Genomic DNA, 26,784 nt, shown 5'->3' on the forward strand with positions numbered 1-26,784 from the left:
GGTCACGTTCGGTGAATCGTCAGATGTTCGTCAGCTGCGAGGTCGTGGTGGTGCGCGATGATGGGGAGCGTCATGTCTTCTGTTGAGCGGCTCGTGAAGCCGCATCCCGATGGATCGCTCCCACATCCGCGCACGGTGGTTGCCGGTGGTGCTGGGAACCGGTGCGGTCGAAGCGGATCCGGGACGGTGCGGTGAGTTTCCCGGAGTTCGTGGCCGACCGGTGGCACCGCTTGGTGGTCGAGGCCCTGCTGCACGTCAGCGCCGTCGTCCAGTGCGCGTTGCTGGCCGCGTTGATCGGTGTGGCGATCGGGGTGGCGGTGTACCGCAGCCCGCTCGGGTCGGCCGCCGCGACGGCGTTGACGAGCGCCGTCCTGACCATCCCGTCGTTCGCGCTGCTCGGTTTGCTGATCCCGGTGTTGGGGCTGGGCGTCGAGCCGACGGTGGTGGCGCTCGTGCTGTACGGGTTGCTGCCGATCGTGCGCAACACCATCGTGGGCCTCGGCGGCGTCGACCGGGCGGTCCGTGACGCGGCACGCGGGATCGGGATGAGTCGGCTGGGCGTGCTGACCAGGGTCGAGCTGCGGCTGGCCTGGCCCGCCATCCTCGCCGGCACGCGCGTGGCGACGCAGATGCTGATGGGCATCGCCGCGATCGCCGCCTACGCCCGCGGTCCCGGTCTCGGCGTGGAGATCTTCGCGGGCCTGACCAGGGCGGGCAGCGCGAATGCGACCAACCAGGCGATCGCCGGCACGCTCGGCATCGTCGTCCTCGCGCTGGTCCTGGACGGGATCTTCGCGCTGATCGGCCGGTACACCGTCTCCAGGGGGATCCGTGGCCAGTGACATCGAGCTCGTCGAGGTGACCAAGCGCTACCCCGGCGTGCCGGCGCCCGCCGTGGAGTCGGTCAGCCTCACCATCCCCGCCGGCGAGACCGTGGTGTTCGTCGGGCCGTCCGGGTGCGGCAAGACCACCACGATGCGGATGATCAACCGGTTGATCGAGCCGACCTCGGGCCTGATCACGATCGACGGGCGGGACACGGCGTCGCTGGACCCGGACGAGCTGCGCCGCGGCATCGGGTACGCCATCCAGCAGGCCGGGCTGTTCCCGCACATGACCGTCGCCCAGAACGTCGGCGCGGTGCCCGGCCTGCTGGGCTGGGGCCGGGCCAGGACCGCCGAGCGCGTGGACGAGATGCTCGACCTGGTCGGGCTGGACCCGGCCGACTTCCGCGACCGCTACCCGCGCCAGCTCTCCGGGGGCCAGCAGCAGCGCGTCGGCGTCGCCCGCGCGCTCGCGGCGGACCCGCCCGTGCTGCTGATGGACGAGCCGTTCGGCGCGGTCGACCCGATCACCCGCGGCAACCTCCAGGACGAGCTGATGCGGTTGCAGGGCGAGCTCCGCAAGACAATCGTGTTCGTCACGCACGACTTCGACGAGGCGGTCAAGCTCGGCGACCGGATCGCGGTGCTCGGGCCCCGGTCGAGGGTGCTCCAGTACGACACCCCCGAGGCGATCCTGGCCAACCCGGCCGACGACACGGTCGCCGGGTTCGTCGGCGCGGGCGCATCGCTCAAGCAGCTGAGGCTGCGCCGGGTCCGCGAGATCGAGCTCGGCCGAGCGGTGACGGCCTCCGTGCACGACGAGCCCGCCGAGATCGGCCGCAGGCTGACCGAGGTCGACCGCGAGTACGGGCTGCTGCTCGACGCCCGCAACCGGCCGGTGAGCTGGGTGCGCGCGGCCGACCCGCGGCACCCGCGGCCGGTCGGGGACTCCGTGACGCTCCAGTCGACGCTCCAGGACGCCCTGGAGGCCATCCTCACCGAAGGCGGGATGGCGGTCGTCACCGGTCCGCGCGGCGAGTACGTCGGCGTGGTCGAGATGGACGCCGTCATCGGCACCGTGCAAAAGCTGCGCGACGACCACGCGGAGGTGGGTGCGTGACCACCGCGACCGCCTCCCGGCAGAGAGCCGAACGGCTCCGCCTGCTGGCCCAGCCCGTCGCCGTCGCCGTGCTCGTCGGCGGCGTGCTGATCTGGGCTTTCACCCGCGACCTCGACTCGATCGAGAAGCAGAGCCTCACCCCCTCGGCCCTCGTGGACGCGACCTGGGACCACCTGGTGATCAGCCTGGTGGTCACCGCGCTCGTCCTGGCAGTGGCGGTGCCTCTGGGGATCGTGCTCACCCGGCGGTGGGCGCGCCGGGCGGCGCCGCTGTTCCTCGGCCTCGCCACGATCGGCCAAGCCTCACCCGCGATCGGCATCCTGGTGCTGTTCTTCCTGGTCTCCGGCATGGAAGGACTGTGGGCGGCGGTGCTGCCCATCGCCTTCTACACGCTGCTGCCGGTGCTGCGGAACACGATGGTCGGGCTGCAAGGTGTCGATCCCGCCCTGGTCGACGCGGGCCGCGGCATCGGCATGTCCGCGGGCGCGGTGCTGCGCCGCATCGAGCTGCCGCTGGCCGTGCCGCTGATCCTGGCGGGGCTGCGCACCGCGCTGGTGCACGCCGTCGGCGTCGCCACGCTGGCGGTGTTCGTCAACGGCGGCGGGCTCGGCCTGCTCATCGACACCGGCTACAAGCTCGCCCGGGTTCCCGTCCTGGTCACCGGCGCGGTGCTGGCCGTCGGCTTGGCGTTGCTCGTGGACTGGCTCGGCGCGGTCGCCGAGGCCTACCTCGGACCGAAAGGGCTGCGATGACCGCGCGACGGCGAACCCGACTCGCCGCGCTGCTGGCGGCGTGCGCCCTGGCGTCCGGCTGCGGGCTGGAGTCCTCGTTCGCCCTGCCGTTCGAGGTGGAACCGGGATCGATCCGTCCCGTGCCCGGATTGGCCGGGGTGGGCATCGCGGTGGGCTCCAAGGACTTCACCGAGAACCAGGTCCTGGGCTACATCGCCGAGGTCGCGCTCGACGCGGCCGGGGCCGAGGTGCGGGACATGACCAACATCCACGGCTCCAACAGCGCCCGCCAGGCGTTGATCAGCGGCGACGTCGACCTCTCCTGGGACTACACCGGAACAGGGTGGATCAGCTATCTCGGCAACACCGATCCCATCCCCGAGGAGAAGGCGCAGTACGAAGCCGTCCGGGACGCCGACCTCGCCCGCAACGGCCTGCGCTGGCTGGACTACTCGGCGGTCAACAACACCTACGCCTTCGCCGTCACCGAGTCCTACGCCCGCACGCACGACCTGCGCACCACCTCCGACATGGTCGAGCTGATCCGGCGCGACCCGGCCCAGGGCGTGTTCTGCCTGGAGACCGAGTTCGCCAGCCGCAACGACGGGTTCCCCGGCGTCGCCGCCACCTACGGCTTCGACCCGGCGGCGACGCAGGTGAAGACGTTCGGCACGGGCACGATCTACACCGCCACCTCGAACGGCCTGTGCAACTTCGGCGAAGTTTTCACCACCGACGGCCGCATCACCGCGCTGGACCTGGTGGTGCTGGAGGACGACAAGAAGTTCTTCCCCCAGTACAACGCCGCCGTCGTGCTGCGCCAGCGGTTCCACGAGGCACACCCGGAGGTGGCGGAGGTGCTGGCGCCCGTCGTCGCCGCGCTGGACAACGACACCATCCGCGCGCTCAACGCCGAAGTCGACGTCGACGGCCGCGACCCGGCGGCGGTCGCCCGCGACTGGATGGCCCGCGAGGGCTTCGTCACGCTACCCGCCGGCTGACCACGGGCTCTCCGGCGAACAGTCGCCGTTCCGGCGACGAAGCGACCGGCGCGGCGCGTGCGGCGGCCTCGGCGTCGACCAGGTCGGGCTTGCCCTGCCGGCGGCGGGCCTAGCGACCCGGACGGTGATCCCGACCAGCGCCACACCCTCGGTGCGCAGGTGACGGGTCAGGCCGGCGCCACAGGCGTCGGCCTTCCACTGACGGCGACCTCGCGATCGGCGGCCTCAGGACTCGTCGAGCACCGAGCGCAGGAATCGCCGGGTGCGCTCGTGCTCGGGTGCGTCGAACAGTTGGTCCGGTGGCGCGGATTCGATGATCCGGCCCTCGTTGAACATCAGCACGCGGTCGGAGACGTCGCGGGCGAACTTCATCGCGTGGGTCACGCACAGCATGGTCACGTCGAACGTTCGTGCGACGTCGCGCAGCACGTCGAGGACTTCGGCGGCCAGTTCGGGGTCGAGTGCGGAGGTCACCTCGTCCAGCAGCAGCACGTCCGGCCGCATGGCCAGGGCGCGGGCGATCGCGACCCGTTGCTGTTGCCCGCCCGACAGCTGCGACGGGTAGGCGTCGAGCTTGCCGGCCAGACCGACCATGTCCAGCAGTCGCCGTGCGCGTTCATCGGCTTCCTCCGGTGACAGGCCCAGCACGTGGACCGGTGCTTCGGTGACGTTGCGCAGCACCCGCATGTTGGGGAACAAGTTGTACTGCTGGAACACCATCGTGGTGTGCCGCCGCATCGCCCGCAGGTGCCGTTCTCCCGCGGGCACCAGGGTGTCGCCGCGCCGCTCGTGGAACAGCGGCTCACCGGCCACGGTGATGGTGCCGCTGTCGGGGCGGGTGAGCGTCATCAGCATGCGCAGGATCGTCGTCTTGCCCGACCCGCTCGGCCCGATCAGGGTGACCCGTTCTCCCGCGCGGATGCCGAAGGACAGGTCGTCGAGCACGACGGCGTCCCCGAAGCGCTTGCCGACCCGGTCGAACGTGATCAAGTCCGTCGTCATGCGATGTCCCTCCGGTGCCGACGTTCCAGCAGCCGCACCGGCCACGCGATGACCAGAGCGGTGATCAGGTACAGCACCCCGGCCACGGTGATCAGCTCCAGGTACTGGAAGTTCTGCGAGCCGACCGCTTTGACCACGCTGAGCACCTCGGCGATGGTGATGACGGTGAGCTGCGGGGTGTCCTTGAACAACGCGATGGCGTAGTTGCCCAACGCGGGCACCACCCTCGGCACGGCCTGCGGCAGCACGACCCTGGTCCACGTGCGGCCACGGGACAGGCTGAGCGCCTTGGCCGCTTCCCACTGGCCGGCGGGCACCCCGTCGATGCCCGCGCGGTAGACCTCCGAGGTGTAGGTCGCGTAGTGCACGCCGAGGCCGATCGCGCCGGTCGCCATCGCGGACAGCTCGACACCGACCGTGGGCAGCACGAAGAAGAGGAAGAACAGCTGCACGAGCAGCGGCGTGGAGCGCACGAACTCGACGAAGAACGCGACGGGCACCCGGACCAGGCGCCGAGGGCTGCGGCGCAGCAGGGCGAACACCAGTCCGAGCACCAGTGCGATCAGGTAGCCGAACGCCGCAGAATGAAGCGCGGTCACCAGGCCTCGCAGCAGGGACGGCACCGCATCCCACGCGGCCTGCCAGTCGAACGTCATCGTGCCCCCTCGGCGGCCAGGGGGCCGACCCGCGGCCCGGTGCGGGTGGTGGCGCGGCCGACCGACGCCGCGGCACGTCGTTCGACGAGCTTGACCAGCCGCGTCAGCACCAGCGCGATGACGCCGTAGCCGAGCAACAGGCCCGCGAACACCGCGGCGGTGTCACCGGTGGCGGCGCGCACGATCTGTCCCTGGAACGTCAGGTCCTGGAGGTACACCAGCGACACCAACGCGGTCGCCTTCAGCAGCTCGACCAGCAGGTTGCCGAACGGCGGCACCATCGCCACGAGCGCCTGCGGCAGCACCACCAGCCGCAGCCGTTGCCAGGGCGTGAAGTTCAACGCCGTGGCCGCCTCCAGCTGGGCGGTCGGTACGGACAGCACCGCGCCGCGCACGACTTCCGCCCCGTACGCGCCGATGTTGAGCGACAGGGCCAGCACCCCGGCGAACAGCGGCTCCAACTGCAGACCCAGGCCGGGCAGGGCGAACACGAGCCAGAACAGCACGACGAGTGCGGGCAGCCCGCGGAACCCCTCGGTGTAGACCAGGGCGACACCGCGTACCACGCGGCGTGCGGACAACCGGCCCAACCCGGCGGCGAACGCGAACACCGACCCGAGCGCCGCGCCGAGCACGGTGAGCTCCAGGGTGACGAGCAGCCCGTCGAGCAGACGCAGCCACAGACCTGCGGACATGGGTGACCCTTCCCCTCACGCCGCGCCGGTCCGGCAGAGCCGGTCCGCGGTGAGGTCGGTCATCTCGGACTCGGTGAACCCGAACGGCCGGACGATCTCCAGCAGCTCGCCGCTGCGCTTGAGCGCGTGCAACTCGGCGTTGAACGCGTCGCGCAGGCGACGCTGATCCGGGCGGAAGCCGAACCCTCCCGCGCCGTACTGCTCCACGCCGTCGAGCACCGGCACGAACGGCTCGGTGAGCGCCACGGCCGCGTCCGGCCGGCGCCGCATCGCGTCGCGCAGTGAGATGGCGGTGAGCAGGAAACCGTCCGCACGCCCGGCCAGCAGCCCGTCGATCCCGCCTGCCTGGGTGGCGAAGGTCACCGTCCGGTCGCGGGGCACCCCATACCCCGCGGCGACGTCGACCTCGAAGCTGCCCAGCAGCACGCCGAGCCGTGCCGCGCCGTCCTGGACGAAGTCCTCCAGCGTGGTGAACCTCCCGATGTCCTCACGGCGCACGAGCAGCGCCTCGGGCGCGTTGTAGTCGGGGTCGGAGAACAGGATCTGCTCGCACCGGGGCGGTGTGATGAACATCCCCGCCGCGATGACGTCGAACAGGCCGGCGCGCAGGCCGGGGATCAGGGCGCCGAAGTCCGACAGCGCGGGTACGAAGCCGTCGACGCCCAACCTGCGGAAGACCGCCTTCGCGACCTCGGGTGCTTCTCCGGTCAGTTCACCGCGGCTGTCGACGTAGCCGTAGGGCGCCTCGTTGGCGAACCCCACCCGCACCTCTCCGGTGGCGCGGAGGCGTTCCAGCAGGTTGCCGCCGTTGCGCTGGGCGGCCAGGTCGACGGTGCTGCACCCGGCTGCCGCGGCGAGCCCGGCGCCCAGGCCGGCCGCCAGGAACAGGCGGCGGGACACGTGTGGAGTAGACACGAAGCGGGATTCCCAACTTCGACGACAGGACGGCCCGCCGCGCCGGGATCGGCCGGTCGGACGTGGCGACCCTAGAGACGCCTTCCGCGGGTCGTCAACACCCGGTGGGGTCGCCGTGTCGGAAAGCGCCGTGCAGCAAGGAGAATTCCGCTTCAGCGGATTGCACTATCCCAAGTGGACGATCAACCTTGCGGTTTCATGACAGCCGTCGCGGTGCGAGATCCTCGGCCCCGTCGGCTGTTACGTTCCAGTGGCATGTTCACCGAACGGATTGGGGGACCGGTCCCGGCCGCGCCGTTCTCGGTCGGGAGACCGCGGATCGCCGACGGGTCGGCGCTCTGGCGGCTCGCGGGCGGGACCGGGACGCTCGACGTCAACTCCTCCTACGCCTACCTGCTGTGGGCCAGGGACTTCGCGGCCACCTCGGCGGTCGCGCGACTCGACGGCGAGGTGATCGGCTTCGTCACCGGGTACACCCGGCCCGACGCGCCGGACACCCTGTTCGTCTGGCAGGTCGGCGTGGCCATGCGGCACCGTGGTCGCGGTGTCGCACGCGCGATGCTGGACGCGCTGGTCGGCGGCACGCGGTACGTCGAGACGACGGTCACCGCGAGCAACACGGCGTCGATCCGGTTGTTCACCGCGGTGGCACGCGACCACGGCGTCGGGCACACCCGCGAGCCGCTGTTCACCACCGGGGTCTTCCCCGACCCGCACGAAGCCGAGGAGCTGCACCGCCTCGGCCCCTGGCCCGAGCCGAACCACCCCCGGACACCACCAGGAGAGACGTGAGCATCTTCGCCAGCCTCGAATCCGAGGTCCGCAGCTACTGCCGGAGCTGGCCGGTGGTCTTCGACCGCGCCGTCGGCGCGCACCTCTACGACGAGGACGGCCGGGAGTACCTGGACTTCTTCGCGGGCGCGGGCGCACTCAACTACGGGCACAACAATCCCGTCCTGAAGAACGCGCTGGTCGAGTACCTGGCGGAGGACCGGATCACCCACTCGCTGGACATGCACACGGCCGCCAAGCGCGACTTCCTGGAGACCTTCGACGAGCTGGTGCTCCGACCGCGCGCGCTGGCGTACAAAGTCCAGTTCCCCGGCCCGACCGGCACGAACGCCGTCGAGTCCGCGCTCAAGCTGGCGCGCAAGGTCACCGGGCGCGAGTCGGTGGTCAACTTCACCAACGCCTTCCACGGGATGACGCTCGGCGCCCTGTCGGTCAGCGGCGACTCGATGAAGCGCGGTGGCGCGGGCATCCCGCTGGTGCACGCGACCCCGATGCCCTACGACAACTACTTCGACGGGCGCTACCCCGACTTCTTCTACTTCGAGCGGTTGCTGAGCGACGCGGGCAGCGGGCTCAACGCGCCGGCCGCGGTGATCGTGGAGACCGTGCAGGGCGAAGGCGGTATCAACGCGGCCCGCTTCGAATGGCTCGCCAACCTGGCCGCCCTGTGCCGCGAGCACGGCATGCTGCTGATCGTCGACGACGTGCAGATGGGCTGCGGTCGCACCGGTCCGTTCTTCAGCTTCGAAGCCGCCGGCATCGTGCCCGACATCGTCTGCCTGTCCAAGTCGATCGGCGGGTACGGGCTGCCCATGGCGCTCACCCTGGTCCGACCGGACCTGGACGTGTGGGAGCCGGGCGAGCACAACGGCACGTTCCGCGGCAACAACCCGGCCTTCGTCACCGCCACCGCGGCACTGCGCGCCTACTGGGCCGACGACCGGCTGGAGAAGAGCACCAGGACCAAGGGAGAGCAGGTCGAACGGGTGCTCCGGGACATCGCCGCGGGCGTGCCCGGCAGCGAGCCGAAGGGCCGCGGGCTCGCCCGCGGTCTGGCGTTCGAGGAAGCCGGGCTGGCGGGCCGCGTGGCGGGCGCGGCGTTCCGGCGCGGTCTGCTGGTCGAGACGTCCGGCCCGGACGACGAGGTGGTCAAGCTCATGCCGCCGCTGACCGTCACCGAGGACGAGCTCGACCGCGGGCTCACCCTGCTCACCGACTCCGTGATTGAGTGCACCACGGGAGGAGCACCGTGATCGTCCGTTCCCTGCACGACCTCGACGGCACCGACCGCGACGTCGTCACGCACAACTGGCGCAGCAAGCGCATCATCCTGGCCGACGACCGGGTCGGCTTCTCCATGCACGAGACGGTGCTGAAGGCCGGGACCGTCAACGACTTCTGGTACGCCCACCACGTCGAAGCGGTGCTGTGCGTGGAAGGTCACGGCGAACTGGTCGACAAGGAGACCGGCGAGGTGTTCGCGCTGCGGCCAGGCACGCTCTACCTGCTCGACAACCACGAGCGCCACCAGGTGCGGCCCATCACCGACCTCCGCACGATCTGCGTGTTCAACCCACCGGTGACCGGGCGGGAAGTGCACGACGAACGTGGCGCGTACCCCCTGATCCACTTGGCCGACCCGGAGCGCGGTGACGACCGGTCGAGCCTGCCATCCGACGAGGAGACCCGCGCATGACCGCGACCACGACCACGGACCGGTACCCGACCCGCACCGCGGCCGAGACACCGCCGATCGGCCGGACCGAGCCCGTCGTGTGGGCGGGGGACACCTCCGGGCCGCTCGACGCCGAAGCGTTGGCGTCCTACGACGCCAAGGGTTTCCTCACCGTCGAGAACTTGCTGAGCCGCGACGAGGTCGAGCTGTTCCGAGGCGCTGTCGGTCGGCTGCGCACCGACCCGGTCGTGCGTGCCGATGAGCGCACCGTCGTGGAGAAGCAGTCCGACGACGTGCGCTCCATCTTCGAGGTGCACCGGATCAGCGAGCTGGTCGCCCGGCTCGCCGCCGACCCGCGACTGCTCGACCGCGCTCGCCAGATCCTCGGCTCGGACGTCTACGTGCACCAGAGCCGGGTCAACTTCATGCCCGGTTTCACCGGCAAGGGCTTCTACTGGCACTCGGACTTCGAGACCTGGCACGCCGAGGACGGCATGCCGCTGATGCGCGCCGTCAGCGCGTCCATCGCGCTCACCGACAACCACCCCTTCAACGGTGGCCTGATGCTGATGCCCGGTGCGCACCGCACGTTCGTGCCTTGCGTGGGTGCCACGCCGGACGACCACTACCGGTCCTCGCTCAAGGAGCAGGAGATCGGCGTGCCCAGTCAGGCGAACCTCACGGCGCTGGCGGCCGAGCACGGCATCGAGCAGTTCACCGGACCGGCCGGCTCGGCACTGCTGTTCGACTCCAACAGCATGCACGGCTCGGGCAGCAACATCACCCCGTTCCCCCGCTCGAACATCTTCCTGGTGTTCAACAGCGTCGAGAACGCCCTGGTGGAGCCGTTCGCGGCGACCCGGCCCCGACCGGACTTCGTCGCCTCGCGCGATTTCACGCCGCTGGGCTGACGCCGATCGTCAGGGACTCGTCAGGTCCACCGGGCACCGTGCGAGGCATGATGGTGTGGCGACTCGCGGAAGGCGGTACCTGCCGCGAGTCGACCATTCAAGCGCCGATGTCGTCCTCGACCGCCGACACCCGCCGAAGGCCCACGCATCACCTTGTCCGAAAAGGACGGTACCCGACCGGGCTCACGATGACGGTGGCGTCGCGGCCGGCCGACGGGGACCAGGCGATCACGTTACCGACCGGGACGAACGTCTTCCTCGAACCCGAGGTGGGGCGCTACCTCGCCGACAAGGTGCTGGACGTGCGCGAGGACGTGGACGGCCGGTTCCACGCGGTGATGAACGGCGACTCGATCACCATCGACGTGGTGGACTACCAGCCGCACGACCGGATGTTCTGGATGGACATCCACCCGGTGACCTGACCGGAACGGGTGGTGGTCGGAACGATCGGCCACCACCCGGCCTTGCGGTCGCCGTCTTCCTCGCCGTCCGGAGGTCCCCGCGACGACGCCTGACCGACGGTGTTCCGCACTCGGGTCGTCCACAGCGGCCCAGGTCCCACTGGCCGACGGCTCACGAACCGGTGGTCTGGCGATCAGCCGGTTGACGTGGTCGGGGCCGACCAGGGCCGCGGTGACAGCTGCGGCATCAGAGGTCGGCCCGGTAGCCCGCGCCGCGCACGGTGACGATCAGCTTCGGGTCGTCGGGGTCGGGTTCGACCTTGCGGCGCAGGCGGCGGATGTGGACGTCCAGCAGCCGGGTGTCGCCGAAGTAGTCGTAGCCCCACACGCGCTGCAGCAGCTGCTCGCGGCTGACCACCCGCCCCTCGGCCGAGGCCAGCTCCACCAGCAGCCGGAACTCCGTGCGGGTCAGGTGCACCTCCACGCCCGCGCGCAGCACCGTGCCGACCTCGGGCTGGATCTCCACGTCGCCCAGGCGCAGGACTCCGTCCTGGCGGCCGGTGCGGCGCAGCAGGGCGCGCATGCGGGCGGCGAGCACGCTGGCCATCAGCGGTTTGGCGACGTAGTCGTCGGCGCCGGCTTCGAGGCCGGCGATCACGTCGCTCGCGTCGGTGCGAGCGGTGACGATGATGATGGGCAGGTCGCCCTGGGCTCGCAGGATCCGGCAGACCTCCAAGCCGTCGACTCCGGGCAGCATCAGGTCCAGCAGCACCACGTCGAACGTCGTCGTCTGCAAGAGGTCCAGGGCGTCTTCGCCGGACACGGCGTCGGTGACGGTGAAGCCCTCGTCGTCGAGCGCGAGTCCCAGCGCCTGCCTGATGTGCTCGTCGTCCTCGACGAGCAGCACGGAGAGCGTCATGCCTCGATTGTCGGATCCACGTGCTCCGCTCGCCGCGTGTGCGTGCGCTGCGGCGGCAGGATGCAAGCCGATTGGAAGGTACGTCGTCCACACCCCCGCGGTCAGAGCCGGTGGTTGATCGCGAAGCGGAACTGCCCGTCCACGTCCATGCGCACGTCCAGCAGCTTGCCGCGCAGGTGGCGGGCCGCGTCCGGGGCGACGAACACCCGACCGCCGGAAGGCGCGAGGAGCACCTCGTCGTGTGCCGCGGGACGGGCCGGGACGGCGAGCGTGATCGCCCGCACCCCGTCCCGCTCGGACCACCCGATCCGCAGGCCACCGTCGTCGCCGTCCGCGTCACCGGCCAGACCGGCGATCACCGCGCTGGCGGCGTGGGTGATGTCCAACATCGGGAGGACCCCTCTCAAGCCTGCGGGTAGACGCCGAAGTGGATGCGCCCCGCGTGACGCCGGCGCACGTCGAGCACCTTGCCCGTCAGTGCCCGCGCGGCGCGGGGATCGAGGAAGACGCGCACGTCGTCACGGACGACGACCACGTCGTCGACTTCCGGGTGCGGCTGGATGGACAACTCGAAGTCGCGGTCGGTCGAGTGGTCGGGGCACGTGATCCTCAACCCGCCCTGTCGTCCGACTCCGGTGGCCGTGGTCAGCTCGTCGATGGCACGGGCGGCCGTGGTGTCGATGTCGATCACCGTCGATCTCCTCCGTCGCTCGGTGGTCCGGTCACCCCGAGACTAGGTACCCGTCGCCGTCCTCGGACGGATTCGCCTTGTACCGCAAGGAGATCGTCAGCCAACGGTCCGGTTCCCGTTGGATGGCAAGGTAATCGTCAGGTGCACTTGAGCCGAGCAGTGGCATGCTAGGCGTTTTCCGGCAGGCGACACACCTTGCGGCCTCTCCGCGGCGCTCGACCGAGGTCGCCCAAGAGCGGGAGTCAGGCGGCGCCCCGGATCCGGTCGAGCCGGTGACGGGCGAGGTGGTGCAGCATCTCGGCGAGGGCCTCGTGCGCGACTTGGCCCTCGAGGTCCCGCCGGGCCGCGAGCACCGTCTCGGCGACCACCTCCCGGGGGAGCGCACCTCGGACCTCGGCGGTCAACCTGCTGATCGCTTCCAGGCAGTATCGGTCGGGTTGCACCTGTTGAGTGATCAAGGGACTCTCCAACTCTGTGGCTTCTCGTCCAGGATGCACTCGCTGTCGCGTCCCTGACCTGACGACTGGGTGACAATGATGGTCAGCGAGTCGGTTGTGCCGGCAGGGACGCGCAGCCGGTCGACGCCGCACGGAGCTGCGGCGCGGTGTTCCCGTGTGCGGGACCGAGGTCAGGCGGGGGCCGTTGCCTGGCTCTTCTTCAGCTCGTTGAGCGCACGCCAGAAGGCGTCGAACAGGTCGCGCAGCTGGACCAGCCAGGTCAGCGCGCTGGACAGCGCCTTGCCCAAGGCCTTGAGCAGGCTGGCCACGATGCGCACCACCTGGGCGATCTTGGCGGTGGCCTGGGCGACGACCAGCGGCGCGGCGGCGCCGAGGGTGCAGGCCAGTTCGATCGCCCAGCTGACCAGCGCGCCCGCCAGCGTGGCGAGCAGGTCGCGGATGGCCACCCGGATGCCTCCGACCACCTCGGCCATGGCCATGGTGATGCCCGCGATGCCGTGCGCGCCGCCCGCGGCGCCCTTGGCGATGCCGGCGATCGCGTCGGCCTTGCGCAGGTAGCCGTCGGCGGCGTCACCCGTCCAGGAGGGCACCCCGGTGCGAGCGGTCTGCTGGAACTCCTCGCCGAGCTTGAGCATCTCCTGCTCGATGTTGGTCCAGGTCTGGGCGTAGCCCTTGACCATGTCCGGGTTGCCGGTCACCGCGTGCAGCGCGGTCCGAGCCGGTTCGACGTGTTCGAGCATCCAGGAGAACAGCTGCCCGGCGACGTAGGCGATCGGGTCGACGGCCGCACTGGCCACGTCCAGCGCTGCTGCCGCCACCCCGGAGATGATCAGGCCGAGGTCGTTCTGGTCGATGCCCTGGGCGATGGTCCAGCCCGCTTCGAACGCGGTGATGCCCGTCATGAAGCCCGTGCCCTGTTCGGCGTCGGGCGCGCCCATGTTCTCCAGCGGGTTGGCGTCCTGCAGGTAGTTGTTCCGCAGGTCGGACCGCTGGTCGACCAGGGGGTTGGTGCTGGCGTCGTCCACGTCGACCATCAGTTTCCTCCTCCGACCCGCGGTGCCTCCGACACGGCCTCCAGCGACCTGACCAGTGCCTGCATCACCGCCGTGATCTTCTCTTCCGCCTCGCGGTAGACCTTCGCGGTGTCCCCGAGGCCGGTCACCAGCTCGTGCATGTTCTCCGCGGTGGCCTGAAGGGTGTCCACGCCGCGTTGCTGCGGTTCCTTGAGCAGGTCGGCGAACGGCCTGCACAGCAGCCCGTAGGCGTCGTCGAGGCTGGTGACGTGCCGGCCGGCGTCGGTGGCCGTGTCCGCGCGCGCGGCGAAGCCGTCCAACGCGGCGGCCTGGGTGGCCAGTTCGCCGGAGTCGACGGTGAACCCGTCTGCCATGGTTCGTGCCCTCTCAGCGCAGGAACGACCGGTCTTCCCAGCCGTCGTCGGGGTCGTTGCCGTCCGCTGCTTGCCGCGGCGGACGCGACGGCGGGGGTGGCGGTGGCGGCACGTCGTCCTCGACCCGGCCGATGCGCATCTCCTGGTGCACCTCGTGCCCCGTGTCCGGCTCGACGACTTCGTGGGGGAATCGCTGCTGGTACTGCGCGACGAGGTTGCGGGCGGGCTCGTCGTCCGCCGGCACGGTCGCCGCGACGAGTGTCTGGACCTGCTGCCGCAGCTTGGCCTGCGCGCTGTGCAGGGCCGCCATGATCTGGCCGGACAACGCGGCCGGTTCGGCGCCGCGGGTGCGGTCGGACAGCGCGATGTCGGTGGGGACGCCGTTGCTGTCCACGGTGACCCGGACGGAACCGTCGGGGGAAGCGGCACTGGCGTTGGTGGCGTCCATCCGCTGCTGCAGTTCCCGGTACCGCTGGGCCCGCTGTTCGAGACCTGCGGCCCACTTGTCCAGGTCTTCGGCCGCTTTGGCGGGGTCGGGATCGATCACGGGTGACCTCTCTGGTCGAGCACGGGTGCAGCGGGTTCGGACGTTAGCCGCTTGACGGGGTTCCGGTGGGTGTTTCGTCGTGTTCGTCCGGTTACGGGGCGGTCACACGCCGTGCCCAGCGGTCTCTTCGGGTCAGCACCAGGTTCCTGACCAACAGCGCGTCGTGGACGGGGACCATCCAGTCGCCGGAGGTGGTCCGCACCAGCACGGCAGGGCCGGGCGGCGCGTAAAGCGCGGTGCCGTCCGGGAGTCGCAGCCAGGTCAGCGGGGTGGATCGCGGTGGCAGCGCGGTGGGGACGACGTCCCGCAGGTCGGTGAAGCGGACGACGTGCTCGGCGCGCGGGCCGGCGCCCCGGCCCCGGTGCAGGCGGGCCGACCACGTGAGCCGGTCCTCCTCGACGTCGAGCCGCGCCGAGGCCAGGTCGGGGGTGGCGAGCGCGAACCGCACGGCGAGCGCGAGCGTGAGACCGGTGGCGCCCAGCTCCGGCACCACGGGCGTGGTCAGGGACCGGTTCGCCCGGTGGGCGAGCACGCAGGACGCGACCGCGCAGGCGAGCGCCGCGGTGGACAGCGCGCCGGTGAGCGCCTGCCCGCCACCGGAGGTCGAGGAGAGCGCGAGTCCGAGGCTGGGGATGACGCCGAGCAGCAGCTGGCAGCCCGCGACGAGGAACGCCGAGGGGAGCCAGGACGGTGGCCGGGTCAGTCCACTCCGGCGCAACCACCACGCGCCGCCTGAGGCCACCAAGGTTGCCGCGACCGCCGGCAGCGCCGCCCACCACGACCCGGCGAGGACCGCGAACGCCGCGCAGACGGCCGCCACGGTCGACGGCAGCACCAGCGCCGACCACCGCAACAGCGCCCTTGTCCGCACCCACCTCGGCTGCAGCGCCGATACGGCGCCGAGGCCGGTCACACCGGGGATCGTGCCGGGGAATGCCATCAGGCCGCCGTCCACCCGAACGGGATGCACGAGGAGGTCCGCTCCGGTCCGAAACGGCGCTTCGCCGGGTGACGCATGGAGTCCTCCGCCCACGTCGAACAGCCCACCGCGGTCGCGAGTGGGTGTGCCGACCAGACTTCCCGGCGCTCCGGGGAGAAACATGCCCTACCCGCCGGCCACCTGCAAGCGAATGGGGAAAATCGTGCCGGTTCGACGGGCTCGGACCGGTCGGCCGGTGGGGAAGGAGTCGGTCGTGGTGAGCGGGGCGGCGGGCACGGCGGTCGGGCCCATGGTGATCGCGGCCGTGGAGCAGCACCGCCCGCCGGGGGAACGCCTGGTCCACGACCCGTTAGCGATCTCGGTGCTGCCGCCCTTGTCGAGGTGGGTGGCGGGGCTGGCCCGACGGCCGGGCGTCCGGGCGGCGCTGATCAGGGCGTCGGAGCGGGCCGCCCCCGATGTCTGGGGTGGTGTCGCCTGCCGCAAGCGCTACATCGACGACCAGTTCACCCGGGCGTTGGATGACGGCATCCGGTCGGTGGTGGTCTTGGGCGCGGGGCTGGACACCCGTGCCCACCGGTTGGCCGTGCCCGCGGACGTGGTGCCGCCCCGGGCTGCCGGAGTCGCTCGCCCGGTGCGGACCAGACGAGCGGCCGCCGGTGCCCGGGATGGCGGAGGTCGCCGAACGGGCCGGCCGCGACGTGCGGGGCGTGGCGGCCGACCTCCTCGACGGCCACCTGAAAAGTTGGACGTTCCTTGCCGACATCCGGCAACGAGCGGCCCGTTCTGGCCGCCGGGTTCCCGCGTTGTCCCGGCACGTGGTGCGGGAGAATATTGGAGCAGGTCAAGGGCCTGACGACGAGGGCGTTGGCGGCCGGGGACGGAGCACTCCATGGACGCTTGGCTGGTCTGGCTGTTGCTCGGCTTGTTGCTGGGAACGGTCGAGGTTTTCACTCTCACCACCGCACTGGGCATCCTGGGTGGGTCCGCGCTGCTCACCGCCGGTGCCGCCGGTGTCGGGTTGCCGTTGCCGGCGCAGTTCGCGGTGTTCGCCGTCGTTTCGGTCCTGGGGTTGCTGCTGGTCCGCCCGCTGGCCCGCGACCACCTGCGCAAGCCGCAAGCCGCGCGGTTCGGGGTGGAGGCGCTGGTGGGGGAGTCCGGTTACGTGCTGCGTGAGGTGACGCGGCACGACGGCCGGGTGCGGATCGCGGGGGAGGAGTGGACGGCACGCCCGTTCGACGACAGCCTCGCGATCCCCGAGGGCGCCACCGTGGAGGTCCTGCGGATCAGCGGCAGCACCGCGTTCGTCTACCCGGGGAGTGGCTCGTGGAAGCTTCAGTGATCGTCGCCGTGGTCATCGCGCTGCTGGTGGTGCTGGTGGTGTTGAGCGCGGTGCGGATCGTGCCGCAGGCGCGTGCCCGCAACGTGGAGCGGCTGGGCCGGTTCCAGCGCACGCTGCAACCGGGGCTGAACGTGGTGATCCCGTTCATCGACCGGGTGCACCCGGCGATCGACCTGCGCGAGCAGGTGGTGTCGTTCCAGCCGCAGCCGGTCATCACCGAGGACAACCTGGTGGTGGAGATCGACACGGTGCTGTACTTCCAGGTCACCGACCCGCGTGCGGCGTTCTACGAGATCGCCAGCTACCTGCAGGCCGTGGAGCAGTTGACGGTCACCACGTTGCGCAACGTGGTCGGCTCGATGGACCTGGAACGCACGCTGACCTCCCGCGACACGATCAACAGCCAGCTGCGCGGCGTGCTCGACGACGCCACCGGCAAGTGGGGTCTGCGCGTGAACCGGGTGGAGATCAAGGCCATCGACCCACCGCGCACCATCAAGGACGCGATGGAGAAGCAGATGCGCGCCGAGCGGGACAAGCGCGCCGCCATCCTGACCGCCGAGGGTCAGCGGCAGTCGCAGATCCTGACCGCCGAGGGTGACAAGCAGGCGGCCGTGCTGCGGGCCGAGGGTGAGCGGGCCGCGGAGATCCTCAAGGCCGAGGGTCAGTCCCGGGCCATCGACCAGGTGTTCCAGGCCGTGCACCGCAACGATCCCGACCCGAAACTGTTGGCCTACCAGTACCTGCAGATGCTGCCGCAGCTGGCGCAGGGACCGGGCAACACGTTCTGGGTCATCCCCAGCGAGGTGACCTCCGCGCTGCAAGGGGTCTCCCGCGCCTTCACCGAGGCCCTGCCGAAGATCCCGGCCACCGGGCCTGCGGCTACCAGCGATGATGCCGCCGCTCGGGCGGCCGACGACGCGAACCGGGCCGCGGAGGCTGCGGCTGAGGCGGCCGCGGACGCCGAGACAGCCGGCCGGGTCACCGCGCCCGCCTGACCCACCCCCGACCACGGGGCGGTCTCCTCGAGGGACCGATCGCCGCACCGGAGCACTGCCGACCGAGGCGTGCTCCGGTGTGCTCGTCCGATGTCCGGAACGGCGGGGTGCCCGGACGGGGGGTGGGGGACTTGATCGAAGCCACGATCCGGATCGTGCGGCGGTTGCGGTGGACCACGGTGCTCGTGCGCGGCCAGGACGACCTGACGCGGCCCGCCCAGTACACCGTGTCGGACGCGGTGGCGACGCTCGCGGCGCGGCCGGTTCGATCGAGGTGCGCTACGCCGTCGACGGTGTCGAGCGGACCCGCTGGATGAACCTCGACGACACCAGCCCGGTGTTCGACGTGGGAGACCCGATCACCGTGTTCCACGACCGGCAGGACCCGGAGCGCATCGCCGCGCCCGGGGTGGCCAACGACCCCTACCTGCCGTCCATGCTGACCATCGGCGCCTTGGTGGTGTCACTGGTGCTGCTGCCTCCCGGGGTGATCGGGTCGGTCAGGTGGGGGCGCCGGGCCCGTGCCGTGCGTCGCCACGGCTGGCGCCGAGGTGGTCCAGGCCCGGGGCAAGCGGCTGCACCGCATCGAGTTCCCCGCGGACCCGTCGGAGCGTGCCGTGACCGTGGTGACCACCCGCCCGGTCAATCATGCGATCCCGCCGGAGTTCCGCACCGGTGAGGTCCTCGTCGGCGGTCGCGGCCGTCGCCTGACGCTGGTGTTCACCCTCGGCCCGGTCCTCGCCGCCGCGCGAGCGACCCGGACCGGGGCCCCTGCGCCGACCATGGATCATGGTGTTGTCGACTGACAAGTGTCAGTCGACAACAGTGCGTTGGTGCACGTCCGGGATGCCGTCGTGGTCGTCGTCCCGCGTCTCCTCCTCGTGGATAGGCCGGTGAGCTGACCGTCGCCGTTCCCGTCGCGGCTGCGGGCGCGGAACCGGTCGGCTGCTCCGACCCGGACGTCCGCTGAACCCGCGGTCCGGTGGACGCGACCTCGCCCGAGGTCCGTGCCGGCTCACCGGCGATGACACCGACATCGCGCGGTCGACATGTCGTTGACCCGATGGCGCAGCCGGTCCTCACCCCGGCGTGATCGCCGTGGCCACGCCTGCGTTGCCAAGGGATTCCGCCGTCCACGGCGCGGTCGGTTGTTTCGCGCGGACCACGGTGGCCAGTGCGTCGAGCGCCCGCTCCAACCAGTCGTCCAGCAGCGGCACGGGCAACTCCGCGGGACCCGTGAGTTCCACGGAGACGGCGCTGCGCCCTGGTGCGAGGCGCAGCACCCGCAGGTTGCCGGTGTAGGTCGTCGCCGTGTTCTCGCCCCAGCACACCCGCAGGCCGTCCCAGTCGATGCGCACCTGCCGCTCACAGGGCTCGTCGCGGAAGCCGCGCAAGGGCCACAGGCGCAGCAGGCCCGGTCCGTACAGCTCGATCTCGACACCGGGCGGCAGCCAGGCGGACAGGTGCTCCACGTCGGTGATGACGTCGAACACCACGTCGGCGTCGGCGGGCATGGTCTTCGTCCGTGCGGTGCGAGCGGGGACGCGAATCCCCGTGCCCGGGTCACCTTGGGGTGCCGACTGGTCAGCGATCATCGGGGTCCTCTCGTCCGGTTCCCCCATCCTCTGCCGCCGTGCCCGCGGGTTGACCTGACGGATTGGTGACGATCGTCGGTCGTGGCGTCAACCCTCGAAGTCCAACTTGGCGTACACGGTGGTGGTGCCGTCGTGGGAGAGCACTCCCCACCGGCTGGACAGTGCGTCGACCAGCAGCAGACCGGCCGAGGGTCGCCACGGCCAAGCTCGCCTGCATGCGCGGTCGCGCACGGTCACCATCATCGCTTCGCCGAACTCGTCGAGGTCGAGTTCCAGGACGTATGGAGCCAAGCCGTGGGCGACCGCGTTGTCGAACAGTTCCCCGGCGACCACGCCCACGAGCACGACGTCTTCCGGTGGCCAGCCTTCCAGGCGCTCCTCGATCCACCGGGCCACTCCCACCGACGAGATCGACTCGTCGTCCCGGATCACCAGGACCACCGCGCCGTCACCGACCTCCACCCGACGATGCTCGCACTCCGCTCGGACTCGGCACCTGACGACAACCTTGCGATCGCGAAGTGAACCGGCCGGTTGTCCCGGGGTGTGGCCGCCCACCGCTCCCGCACCTCATCGCAAGGTGAACGCAAGGTCGATCAACGGCCTTGTCGGGGACAGTGGTGGGGAGTCCGCGAGACGATGAGGGTGCGAAACGGGTGTCGGCCGCAGTGACGCGGCCGACACCTCGCTCCCACTGTCATCCCCGATGAGGAAGTCGACCGCCGGTATCGTGACCGCCATTCCCCTTGAGGGTGACCCCGTCGTCGCACTTCTGCTCATCTGCGACGATTGCGGTCGTCAGTTCGACAACGGCAGTGGCGAGAGTTGGATCGTGCTCTGGTCCCGAGCGCTCGTGAAAGGTTGGGCGGGCCGGGATCGGGCGATCGGCCCACACCGTTGTGATTCGTGTGCGACGTGAGGCCGACGAGCCGCACCGCCAGAGGCACGGGCGGGTTCACGAGTCGTCGACGACCCGGGTCAGCTGTTGGGCGCTGAGAGCGCGATCGACGCGGGGTCAGCGCGGTGGTGTGTGCGCAGCATCGGATAGTTGCGTATCTCTAGGTTCGGAGCGGTGAGTCAGTCGCTGAGCAGGGCGTTGCACTCGCGCTGGAGCGTGATGTCCTGCCACATGGGGTGGTGCGGGGCGGCGTTGGAGCACACGACCGAGCCCCACACCCCGACGCGTGCGGCTTCGGTGGCGGCGGTGCGGCAGAAGGCCGCGCCGACAGGTCCTTCCTCGAAGGTGCCGTGCAGCGGGGTGTAGCCGATCCAACCCTCGCCGAAGACCAGGGGGACGCGGGTTTCGGCGGCCCAGTCGGCGGCGGCGTCGATCCAGGTGGTGAGCTGCTGGTGCATGGCGGTGCGGTGGGTGGCGTAGCGGTCGTAGAGCCAGGCGTCCCACTTGGCCGGGTCGCACCAGTCGTGCACGTACACCTCGCGCCGTCCGACGATCGTCGCCTCCAGTCGCCACCGCTGGTCCGGTGGCGGTAGCCAGTCGTCGAAGTCGGGAGCGCCGGGGCGCAGCAGTTCCCGGTGCGCGCGATCCTGCGGGAACGGGCGGGACGGGTCGCGCAGGGCGAACTCGTCGAGCAGTTCGTCCAGTACGCCGTAGACGTAGGGGAGGAACACCGCGACGTCCACGTCGCGGGGGATGCCGCGCATCGAGCCGACCGGGACCCGCGCGTAGTTCACGGTGACGAGCCGGGCGGGGTGGCGCTGCTTGAACCGCGCGATCCCGCGTTCCAATCGAGGTCGCAGCGCGACCACGGGGTCGCCGTCGAGCCCGTCGGCGAGGTGTCCGGCCTGGACCTCGTTGTGCAGTTCGGTGAACGCCACGCGGTCGTCCAGGCCGTGCGACGCGAGGAAGTCCACCAGGTCGGCCAGCGCGTCCGCCAGCGCCACGGCGCGGTCCTCGGGGTCGATCGCCATCACCGCGTCGAACCAGGCGCGGTCCAGCGCGAACGACGGGCTCTGCTGGTACTCCCAGCTGGACAGGATGACGTGGCAGTCGTGCCGCCGCGCCGCCCGGAACAGCGCCAGCAGGTGGGCACGGGCGTTGATGACGGTCTCCGCGCCCACGTCGTACCAACGCACCCGCGATCCGTACCCGCCGCCCAACGGGCCCAGCCGCAATCGCGTGGTGTCCACCCCCGAGCCGAACAGCAGCAGGGGCATGGCGCAGATCCGCACGGTGTTGTAGCCGCGCTCCACCGCCTCGGCGAAGGAGGTGTCCAGGTCCTCGAACGGCTCGCCCGGACCGGTGCGGGTGTACCAGGTGAAGTCCCACAGCGTGATGGCCAGCTTGTCCGGGGTCATGCCTTCACCGCCCCCGCGGTGAGACCTTCCAGCAGTTGCTTGCGCAGCAGGAAGAACACCAGCAGGCTCGGCACGGCGGCCAGCACGGACCCGGCGAGCACCAGGTCGTACTGCCGCCCGGTGGCGCCGAACAGCGCCTGGATCCCCATGGGCAACGTGTAGTCCTCCGGTTCACTGATGACGATGAGCGGCCACAGCAGGCTGTTGTAGCTGTTGAGGAACGACCACACGCCCAGCGCGCCCAGCGCCGGGCGCAGCAGCGGCAGCACGGCCGCCGCGTTGCAGCAGCATCTGGGTGTAGCCGTTGACGATCGCGCCGTTGTCGCCGACCGACACCATGCCGAGGCTGATCTGCTCGTCCCGGGCCAGGCGCTCGCCGTGCTCGGCCAGTTCCTCCCACGTCGACACGTCCTCGGGGACGCCGTGCTCGGCGAAGACGTCCTGCCGGTAGTACAGGACGGTGATCGAGTTGTCCGAGTCCAGGCCGTAGGGCTTGCCGCCCACTGCGTAGGGTGCGAGTTTGAGCAGGTCGTCGCCGAGGGGCGCGACGGTGTCGGTCAGGTCGACGAACAGGTTCTCCGCGATGACCGAACCCATGACCCTGGGGAACTGGTCGATGACCAGGCCTGCCAGGTCCGGCGTGTTGCCGTCGGCCACGGCTTGGGCGATCATCCGCGTGACGATGTCGCCCGGCGCGACCGAGGTGGTCCGCGGCCGGAAGGCGAACTTCGATCCGCCGGTGAGGGCGGGGTCGGCGGCGGCCTTGGTGAAGGTGGTGACGTAGCCGGGGTCGTGAGTCCAGATCCGCAGGTCCACCCCGCCGGAGGTGATCGGGGCGGTCGAATGCGACCCGCACGCGGCCAGCGCGCCCGCCGTTGCGGCGCCCAGCGCGCCGCGCAGCAGGGAGCGCCTGGTGAACGGGTTCCTCGGCGCGCTCACCACAGCTCCACCCGCGTGCGGCGCACCAGCCGGACCGAGTCGACCGAGGCGGTGTCCAGCGCGGCCTTGTACTGCGCGCGCACCGACGGATCGACGTACACCGCGGCTTCCGGTGGTCGCGGCAGGACCCTGATCTCGATCCCGTGCTCCGCCACCTCGTCGGCGAACCGGCGCAGACCGATCTCCCACGGCGGGCCGTACCAGAAGTGGTCGGCCACGAGCCGGCCGCCGACGTACGCGCGTGCCACGTCGCCGGTGAAGCCGACCGCCAGCAGGACCTCGTCGTCACCGCGCAGAGCTTCGGCCGGCACGTCGAGGTGGAACACCGCGGCGTGCCCGAAGTCCTCGTCCAGCGGCGCCGAGCCCCTGCGCTGGGGACCACCTGTCCTGGCGGGTGGGGACTGCGCGTCGGCGCGCACCACCTCCAGGGCCGGTTCGTGCTCCGTGCCGCCCGCTTCGAGGCGGATGCGGGTGAACGCGCCGTGAGGCTCACCGACGACCCGCCCGGGAGCGGGGAGGAACGACACGTCGAGGTGGTCGGCCGTCGTCTCCGCCCACAGCGCGTCGCCGTCGGCCACCAGGGCCTCGTCGCACAGCACGAGGGTGTCGACGCCGGCCACGTCCAGGCGCTGCAAGCGCAGGCCGCTGGCCTCGTCGAGCACCAGCAGCCGTGCGCTCGCGCCGTCCGGTGTGGTGGCGGTGAGCACGGCGTCGACACCGGTGCGGGCGACGGTGACCACGCCCGACTCGTCGATCGGAGCACCGGACACCTGAGTGCCGGCGGGGAAGGCGAACTGCGGGCTGACACCGGCGGTGGCGACGAACACGGCTGTCGGCACGCCGTCCCAGTCCGGGCGCGCCACCGGTGTGGCGCTCGCCCAGGCCAGTTCCACCTCGCCGACGCGGTAGGCGATCGGCCACGCGAAGTGCGCGCCGGAGCGGATCGTCACGCCCTGGGCGGGCAGCTGCACGGTGCGGTCACCGAGCACCACCTCGAAGCGCACGTCGTGGTGGTCGGGCAGCGGCTCGTGCGGCTGGTGGTTGTTCACGAACAGGAAGGCCGGGCCGCCGCTCCAGCGCACCGACCAGCGCAACGTGCCCCGGTCGTCCAGGTGCGGCGGCTGCTCGTCGGGCAGGTGCGGTCCGGCCGGGGCGAGGTCGGCGCCGCAGTCGCGGAGGAACAGGTGCTGGAGCCGCAGCGCGGCGAACGACGGGCGGACCTGCCCGTACTCGCCCAGCGGCGCCTGGAAGTCGTAGTTCACCACCGGCAGGTCGTTGGGGTAGCCGGTGGCGTGCGATTCCTGGTTGCGGGTCGCGAGGTCCAGCCGCTGGGAACAGCCGTGGTAGAGGTAGTAGCCCTGCCACGCCGACCCGCTCGCCAGCTTGGCCAGGGCGAGCGCGGACACGTCGGCCGCCGGGACCAGCGGGCGGCGGTGATAGGCGATGGCCATGCCCCCGCCCAGCTCGCACGTCGCGTACGGGTAGCGCGTGTCGTCGGGCCCGCTGCCCTTGGGGGCGGTCGTGCGCAGGTCGGCGCCGATCGCGTGGTCGTCGCGGATCAAGGTGGCGAAGTAGTGGCGGCGCACCTCGCGCGCCCACCCGTCGGAGGCGTCCTCCCAGAACGCCTCGGGGTAGCCGCCGTAGAGGGGGAGCAACAGGTCCGGCGGCAGCTGCGCGGCGCCCCACCCGGTCGCGGTCCACAGAGGAGCGCTGATGCCCACCTCCTCGGCCAGGGCGCGGAGGGTGGCCAGGTGGTCGGGCTGGTCGTACAGCTCGTTCTCCACCTGAACCGCGACGACCGGGCCGCCGTCTCCCCACCACAGCCCGGCCAGCTGTTCGGCGATGGCGGTGTAGTAGGGCCGCACCAGGGTCAGGTACGCCGGGTCGTCGGTGCGCGGCGTGCAGTCCACCTCGGACAACCAGTCCGGGAAGCCTCCGTTGCGGCACTCGCCGTGCGACCAGGGACCGATGCGCGCGGACACGGCCAGGTCGAGTTCGGCGCACAGCTGCACGAAGCGGCGCACGTCGCGGTTGCCGTCGAAGCGGCGCTGCCCGCGGACCTCCTCGTGGTGGTTCCAGAACAGGTAGGTGGCGACCACGTCGATGCCGCCCGCCTTCATCAGTGACAACTCACGCCGCCACAGCGACTCGGGGAAGCGGCTGAAGTGGAATTCACCCATCACGGGCAGCCACGGTCGCCCGTTCCGGCTCAACGCCCGGCTGTCCACCCGGACCGGCCTCGCGTCGCCGGGGGCGGAGCCCATCGGCAGGTGCCCCGCCCGAGCCGGGCCGGGGTCGTGCGCGTGCAGCGAGAGCATGCGGTGCTCCTGGACTCCTGTGTCAGCGGGCGGGTTCATCGTGAGCAGCCGTCACCCGACTGTCAAGAAGTATTCATAAATAATGACGATTTGGTAGGCTGTCGCCAATCACCGCTGGGGAGGAGCAACATGGCCCGCTACACCGGCCGCGGGGTGCACTACCAGGTCATGCAGGACATCGGTTCGCGCATCGTCGGGGGCCGTTACGCGCCCGGTGACGTCCTCGACCTCCGGGCGCTGGGGGAGGAGCTGGACGTCAGCCTCACCGTGCTGCGCGAGGCGCTGAAGGTGCTGACCGGCAAGGGCCTGGTCGACGCGAGGCAGAAGCGCGGCACCTTCGTGCGGCCCCGCTCGGCGTGGAACCTCCTGGACGCCGACGTGATCGACTGGCGCATCGACGGCGGTGACGCCGAACGCGTCCTGCGCGACCTGGCCGACCTGCGGTCCGTCATCGAACCCGCCGTGGCGCACCGCGCCGCCCTGCGCCGCACGGACACCGACCTGACGTCGCTCGACGCCGCTTTGGACGCCATGGCCGCGGCCGGTGACGACGCGGCGGCCGCCGCGGAAGCCGACGCCGCCTTTCACCGTGCGCTCCTGGTCGCGACCGGCAACGAGCTGTTCGCGCGCATGGACCTGCTCCTGGAACCCGGCCTGCGCGCCCGCGACCGCCTGGTGCACGCCCACACCGACGTTGACGACCCCGTGCCCAGCCACCGAGCGGTCCTCGACGCCGTGCGCGACGGAGACGCCCCGCGCGCCGAGCTGGCGATGCTCGACCTGCTGGCCAAGGCACTGGAGGACATCGACACCATGGCCGCGCCCGCGGAACGCCGGTGACCGGGCCGCTCGCCGGGCGCGTCGCCGTGGTCACCGGCGCCGCCCGGGGCATCGGGGAGGCCACCGCGCACCGCCTGGCCCGCGACGGCGCGGCCGTCGCGCTACTGGACGTGTCCCCCGAGGCGCAGGCCGTGGCGTCGGCCATCGCCTCCGCCGGCGGATCGGTGATCGCGCTGCACTGCGACGTCGGTTCCGAGACGGACTGGGCCGACGCGGTCCGGACGTGCCGCGAGCGGTTGGGGCCGGTCGACGTGCTGGTCAACAACGCCTACACCGTCGACGTGCGGCCCGCGCACGAGACCACCACGGCGTCGTGGGAGCGGCAGCTCGCGGTCAACCTCACCGGCGCGTTCCTCGGCGTCCGGGAGTGCCTGCCCGACCTGCGGCGCGACGGGCGCGGGGCGGTGGTGCTGACCTCCTCGGTGCACGCCCTGATCGGCCTGCCCGGCCGCGCCGCCTACGCCTCCGCCAAAGCGGGGCTCACCGGCCTGACCCGTCAACTCGCCGCCGAGTACGGCACCGAGGTGCGGGTCAACGCCGTGCTGCCCGGTCCCGTGCTCACCGCGGCCTGGGACGACATCGGCGAGGACGACCGCCGCGCCAGCGCGGAGCAGACCGTCGTGCGCCGCCTCGGCCGACCCGAGGAGGTCGCCGCCGTCATCGCTTTCCTGGTCGGCGACGACGCCTCCTTCGTCACCGGCGCCAGCGTGCCGGTCGACGGCGGCTGGAGCGTCTACAAGACCTCGTCCTGACCGGTCCCGACCCGAGAGA

General features: G+C 71.2%; 34 protein-coding genes. 16 read left to right on the forward strand and 18 right to left on the reverse strand.

The window, feature by feature from the left end:
- Nucleotides 1–191: 191 nt before the first annotated feature.
- From A6A25_RS16360 to A6A25_RS16375, 4 genes are read left to right on the forward strand one after another with little or no spacing between them, the layout of a single operon-like run.
- Nucleotides 192–842: an ABC transporter permease gene (locus tag A6A25_RS16360; protein ID WP_073890926.1), complete on the forward strand. Its 651-nt coding sequence runs from the start codon at nucleotides 192–194 to the stop codon at nucleotides 840–842.
- The gene (locus A6A25_RS16365) at nucleotides 832–1,944 is read left to right on the forward strand and encodes an ABC transporter ATP-binding protein (protein WP_073890748.1); all 1,113 of its coding nucleotides are present in this window, start codon (nucleotides 832–834) and stop codon (nucleotides 1,942–1,944) included. The genes A6A25_RS16360 and A6A25_RS16365 overlap by 11 nt, the downstream gene beginning before the upstream one ends.
- Nucleotides 1,941–2,696, forward strand: a complete 756-nt coding sequence (locus tag A6A25_RS16370) for an ABC transporter permease (protein WP_073890751.1) — start codon at nucleotides 1,941–1,943, stop codon at nucleotides 2,694–2,696. Before A6A25_RS16365 ends, A6A25_RS16370 begins: the two co-directional genes overlap by 4 nt.
- Nucleotides 2,693–3,676 carry a glycine betaine ABC transporter substrate-binding protein gene (locus A6A25_RS16375; protein WP_073890760.1) on the forward strand — a complete coding sequence of 328 codons (984 nt, stop codon included), beginning with the start codon at nucleotides 2,693–2,695 and terminating at the stop codon, nucleotides 3,674–3,676. Before A6A25_RS16370 ends, A6A25_RS16375 begins: the two co-directional genes overlap by 4 nt.
- 225 nt (nucleotides 3,677–3,901) lie before the next feature.
- On the opposite strand, the gene ehuA is transcribed toward A6A25_RS16375, so the two are convergent.
- The 4 genes from ehuA to ehuB are packed head-to-tail and all read right to left on the reverse strand — an operon-like array spanning nucleotide 3,902 to nucleotide 6,929.
- Nucleotides 3,902–4,666, reverse strand: coding sequence for an ectoine/hydroxyectoine ABC transporter ATP-binding protein EhuA (gene ehuA / locus A6A25_RS16380; protein WP_198932732.1), 765 nt, complete (start codon nucleotides 4,664–4,666; stop codon nucleotides 3,902–3,904).
- 8 nt (nucleotides 4,667–4,674) lie between these two features.
- Complete coding sequence (gene ehuD / locus A6A25_RS16385) at nucleotides 4,675–5,334, reverse strand: ectoine/hydroxyectoine ABC transporter permease subunit EhuD (protein ID WP_073890765.1); 660 nt, start codon at nucleotides 5,332–5,334, stop codon at nucleotides 4,675–4,677.
- Entirely contained in the window at nucleotides 5,331–6,029 is a 699-nt protein-coding gene (gene ehuC / locus A6A25_RS16390; RefSeq protein WP_073890773.1) for an ectoine/hydroxyectoine ABC transporter permease subunit EhuC, read from the reverse strand. The genes ehuD and ehuC overlap by 4 nt, the downstream gene beginning before the upstream one ends.
- A 15-nt stretch (nucleotides 6,030–6,044) precedes the next feature.
- The gene (gene ehuB / locus A6A25_RS16395; RefSeq protein ID WP_241828746.1) at nucleotides 6,045–6,929 is read right to left on the reverse strand and encodes an ectoine/hydroxyectoine ABC transporter substrate-binding protein EhuB; all 885 of its coding nucleotides are present in this window, start codon (nucleotides 6,927–6,929) and stop codon (nucleotides 6,045–6,047) included.
- A 270-nt stretch (nucleotides 6,930–7,199) separates the two neighbouring features.
- Here ehuB and ectA point away from each other — a divergent pair, with 270 nt between their 5' ends.
- The 5 genes from ectA to A6A25_RS16420 all read left to right on the forward strand — a co-directional run bounded on the left by ectA (nucleotide 7,200) and on the right by A6A25_RS16420 (nucleotide 10,747).
- The gene (gene ectA / locus A6A25_RS16400; protein ID WP_073890775.1) at nucleotides 7,200–7,736 is read left to right on the forward strand and encodes a diaminobutyrate acetyltransferase; all 537 of its coding nucleotides are present in this window, start codon (nucleotides 7,200–7,202) and stop codon (nucleotides 7,734–7,736) included.
- On the forward strand, nucleotides 7,733–8,989 hold the full coding sequence (gene ectB, locus A6A25_RS16405) for a diaminobutyrate--2-oxoglutarate transaminase (RefSeq protein WP_073890778.1): 1,257 nt from the start codon (nucleotides 7,733–7,735) through the stop codon (nucleotides 8,987–8,989). Before ectA ends, ectB begins: the two co-directional genes overlap by 4 nt.
- Nucleotides 8,986–9,432: an ectoine synthase gene (locus A6A25_RS16410; RefSeq protein WP_073890781.1), complete on the forward strand. Its 447-nt coding sequence runs from the start codon at nucleotides 8,986–8,988 to the stop codon at nucleotides 9,430–9,432. The genes ectB and A6A25_RS16410 overlap by 4 nt, the downstream gene beginning before the upstream one ends.
- On the forward strand, nucleotides 9,429–10,322 hold the full coding sequence (gene thpD, locus A6A25_RS16415; RefSeq protein ID WP_073890784.1) for an ectoine hydroxylase: 894 nt from the start codon (nucleotides 9,429–9,431) through the stop codon (nucleotides 10,320–10,322). Before A6A25_RS16410 ends, thpD begins: the two co-directional genes overlap by 4 nt.
- Nucleotides 10,323–10,510: 188 nt before the next feature.
- Nucleotides 10,511–10,747, forward strand: coding sequence for a hypothetical protein (locus A6A25_RS16420; RefSeq protein ID WP_073890787.1), 237 nt, complete (start codon nucleotides 10,511–10,513; stop codon nucleotides 10,745–10,747).
- Between the two features lie 226 nt (nucleotides 10,748–10,973).
- Here the strand turns inward: A6A25_RS16420 and A6A25_RS16425 are convergent, their stop codons facing one another.
- The 8 genes from A6A25_RS16425 to A6A25_RS44055 form a co-directional block, all read right to left on the reverse strand.
- Entirely contained in the window at nucleotides 10,974–11,645 is a 672-nt protein-coding gene (locus tag A6A25_RS16425; protein ID WP_073890790.1) for a response regulator transcription factor, read from the reverse strand.
- A 101-nt stretch (nucleotides 11,646–11,746) separates the two neighbouring features.
- A complete protein-coding gene (locus A6A25_RS16430) occupies nucleotides 11,747–12,034 on the reverse strand; it encodes a hypothetical protein (protein WP_073890793.1) in 288 nt (95 codons plus the stop codon).
- A 14-nt stretch (nucleotides 12,035–12,048) separates the two neighbouring features.
- A complete protein-coding gene (locus tag A6A25_RS16435; RefSeq protein ID WP_073890796.1) occupies nucleotides 12,049–12,336 on the reverse strand; it encodes a hypothetical protein in 288 nt (95 codons plus the stop codon).
- A gap of 242 nt (nucleotides 12,337–12,578) precedes the next feature.
- On the reverse strand, nucleotides 12,579–12,779 hold the full coding sequence (locus A6A25_RS44050) for a hypothetical protein (protein ID WP_158073746.1): 201 nt from the start codon (nucleotides 12,777–12,779) through the stop codon (nucleotides 12,579–12,581).
- Nucleotides 12,780–12,964: 185 nt separating this feature from the next.
- On the reverse strand, nucleotides 12,965–13,828 hold the full coding sequence (locus A6A25_RS16445) for a hypothetical protein (protein WP_073890799.1): 864 nt from the start codon (nucleotides 13,826–13,828) through the stop codon (nucleotides 12,965–12,967).
- Nucleotides 13,828–14,181, reverse strand: coding sequence for a type VII secretion target (locus A6A25_RS16450; RefSeq protein ID WP_073890802.1), 354 nt, complete (start codon nucleotides 14,179–14,181; stop codon nucleotides 13,828–13,830). The genes A6A25_RS16445 and A6A25_RS16450 overlap by 1 nt, the downstream gene beginning before the upstream one ends.
- 13 nt (nucleotides 14,182–14,194) lie before the next feature.
- Entirely contained in the window at nucleotides 14,195–14,728 is a 534-nt protein-coding gene (locus A6A25_RS16455) for a YbaB/EbfC family nucleoid-associated protein (RefSeq protein WP_073890805.1), read from the reverse strand.
- Nucleotides 14,729–14,819: 91 nt separating this feature from the next.
- On the reverse strand, nucleotides 14,820–15,698 hold the full coding sequence (locus A6A25_RS44055) for a hypothetical protein (protein ID WP_158073747.1): 879 nt from the start codon (nucleotides 15,696–15,698) through the stop codon (nucleotides 14,820–14,822).
- 259 nt (nucleotides 15,699–15,957) lie between these two features.
- On the opposite strand from A6A25_RS44055, the gene A6A25_RS46830 reads away from it, so the two are divergent.
- From A6A25_RS46830 to A6A25_RS16485, 5 genes are all read left to right on the forward strand, one after another.
- On the forward strand, nucleotides 15,958–16,521 hold the full coding sequence (locus A6A25_RS46830; protein ID WP_083668402.1) for a class I SAM-dependent methyltransferase: 564 nt from the start codon (nucleotides 15,958–15,960) through the stop codon (nucleotides 16,519–16,521).
- A 36-nt stretch (nucleotides 16,522–16,557) separates the two neighbouring features.
- Nucleotides 16,558–17,007, forward strand: a complete 450-nt coding sequence (locus A6A25_RS16470) for an NfeD family protein (RefSeq protein WP_073890814.1) — start codon at nucleotides 16,558–16,560, stop codon at nucleotides 17,005–17,007.
- On the forward strand, nucleotides 16,992–18,005 hold the full coding sequence (locus A6A25_RS16475) for an SPFH domain-containing protein (protein ID WP_073890817.1): 1,014 nt from the start codon (nucleotides 16,992–16,994) through the stop codon (nucleotides 18,003–18,005). The genes A6A25_RS16470 and A6A25_RS16475 overlap by 16 nt, the downstream gene beginning before the upstream one ends.
- A gap of 131 nt (nucleotides 18,006–18,136) precedes the next feature.
- Nucleotides 18,137–18,322, forward strand: a complete 186-nt coding sequence (locus A6A25_RS16480) for a hypothetical protein (protein WP_143193204.1) — start codon at nucleotides 18,137–18,139, stop codon at nucleotides 18,320–18,322.
- Between the two features lie 300 nt (nucleotides 18,323–18,622).
- Nucleotides 18,623–18,811 (forward strand): hypothetical protein, encoded by a 189-nt coding sequence (locus A6A25_RS16485; RefSeq protein WP_143193205.1) that lies wholly within the window; start codon nucleotides 18,623–18,625, stop codon nucleotides 18,809–18,811.
- A 273-nt stretch (nucleotides 18,812–19,084) separates the two neighbouring features.
- On the opposite strand, the gene A6A25_RS16495 is transcribed toward A6A25_RS16485, so the two are convergent.
- The 6 genes from A6A25_RS16495 to A6A25_RS16520 form a co-directional block, all read right to left on the reverse strand.
- Complete coding sequence (locus tag A6A25_RS16495) at nucleotides 19,085–19,627, reverse strand: SRPBCC family protein (protein ID WP_083668394.1); 543 nt, start codon at nucleotides 19,625–19,627, stop codon at nucleotides 19,085–19,087.
- A 60-nt stretch (nucleotides 19,628–19,687) separates the two neighbouring features.
- A complete protein-coding gene (locus tag A6A25_RS16500; RefSeq protein ID WP_073890831.1) occupies nucleotides 19,688–20,062 on the reverse strand; it encodes an ATP-binding protein in 375 nt (124 codons plus the stop codon).
- A 615-nt stretch (nucleotides 20,063–20,677) separates the two neighbouring features.
- The gene (locus tag A6A25_RS16505) at nucleotides 20,678–21,916 is read right to left on the reverse strand and encodes a cellulase-like family protein (RefSeq protein ID WP_073890833.1); all 1,239 of its coding nucleotides are present in this window, start codon (nucleotides 21,914–21,916) and stop codon (nucleotides 20,678–20,680) included.
- Nucleotides 21,913–22,185 (reverse strand): carbohydrate ABC transporter permease, encoded by a 273-nt coding sequence (locus A6A25_RS16510; protein WP_198932734.1) that lies wholly within the window; start codon nucleotides 22,183–22,185, stop codon nucleotides 21,913–21,915. Before A6A25_RS16510 ends, A6A25_RS16505 begins: the two co-directional genes overlap by 4 nt.
- Nucleotides 22,088–22,855 (reverse strand): ABC transporter substrate-binding protein, encoded by a 768-nt coding sequence (locus tag A6A25_RS16515; RefSeq protein WP_198932728.1) that lies wholly within the window; start codon nucleotides 22,853–22,855, stop codon nucleotides 22,088–22,090. Before A6A25_RS16515 ends, A6A25_RS16510 begins: the two co-directional genes overlap by 98 nt.
- Nucleotides 22,852–25,173, reverse strand: a complete 2,322-nt coding sequence (locus tag A6A25_RS16520) for a beta-galactosidase (RefSeq protein WP_073890839.1) — start codon at nucleotides 25,171–25,173, stop codon at nucleotides 22,852–22,854. Before A6A25_RS16520 ends, A6A25_RS16515 begins: the two co-directional genes overlap by 4 nt.
- Nucleotides 25,174–25,302: 129 nt before the next feature.
- On the opposite strand from A6A25_RS16520, the gene A6A25_RS16525 reads away from it, so the two are divergent.
- The gene (locus A6A25_RS16525; protein ID WP_073890842.1) at nucleotides 25,303–26,013 is read left to right on the forward strand and encodes a FadR/GntR family transcriptional regulator; all 711 of its coding nucleotides are present in this window, start codon (nucleotides 25,303–25,305) and stop codon (nucleotides 26,011–26,013) included.
- Nucleotides 26,010–26,765 carry an SDR family NAD(P)-dependent oxidoreductase gene (locus A6A25_RS16530; protein WP_073890845.1) on the forward strand — a complete coding sequence of 252 codons (756 nt, stop codon included), beginning with the start codon at nucleotides 26,010–26,012 and terminating at the stop codon, nucleotides 26,763–26,765. Before A6A25_RS16525 ends, A6A25_RS16530 begins: the two co-directional genes overlap by 4 nt.
- Nucleotides 26,766–26,784 lie beyond the last annotated feature (19 nt).

It is taken from the genome of Saccharothrix sp. CB00851, assembly GCF_001905065.1.
GTDB lineage: Bacteria > Actinomycetota > Actinomycetes > Mycobacteriales > Pseudonocardiaceae > Actinosynnema.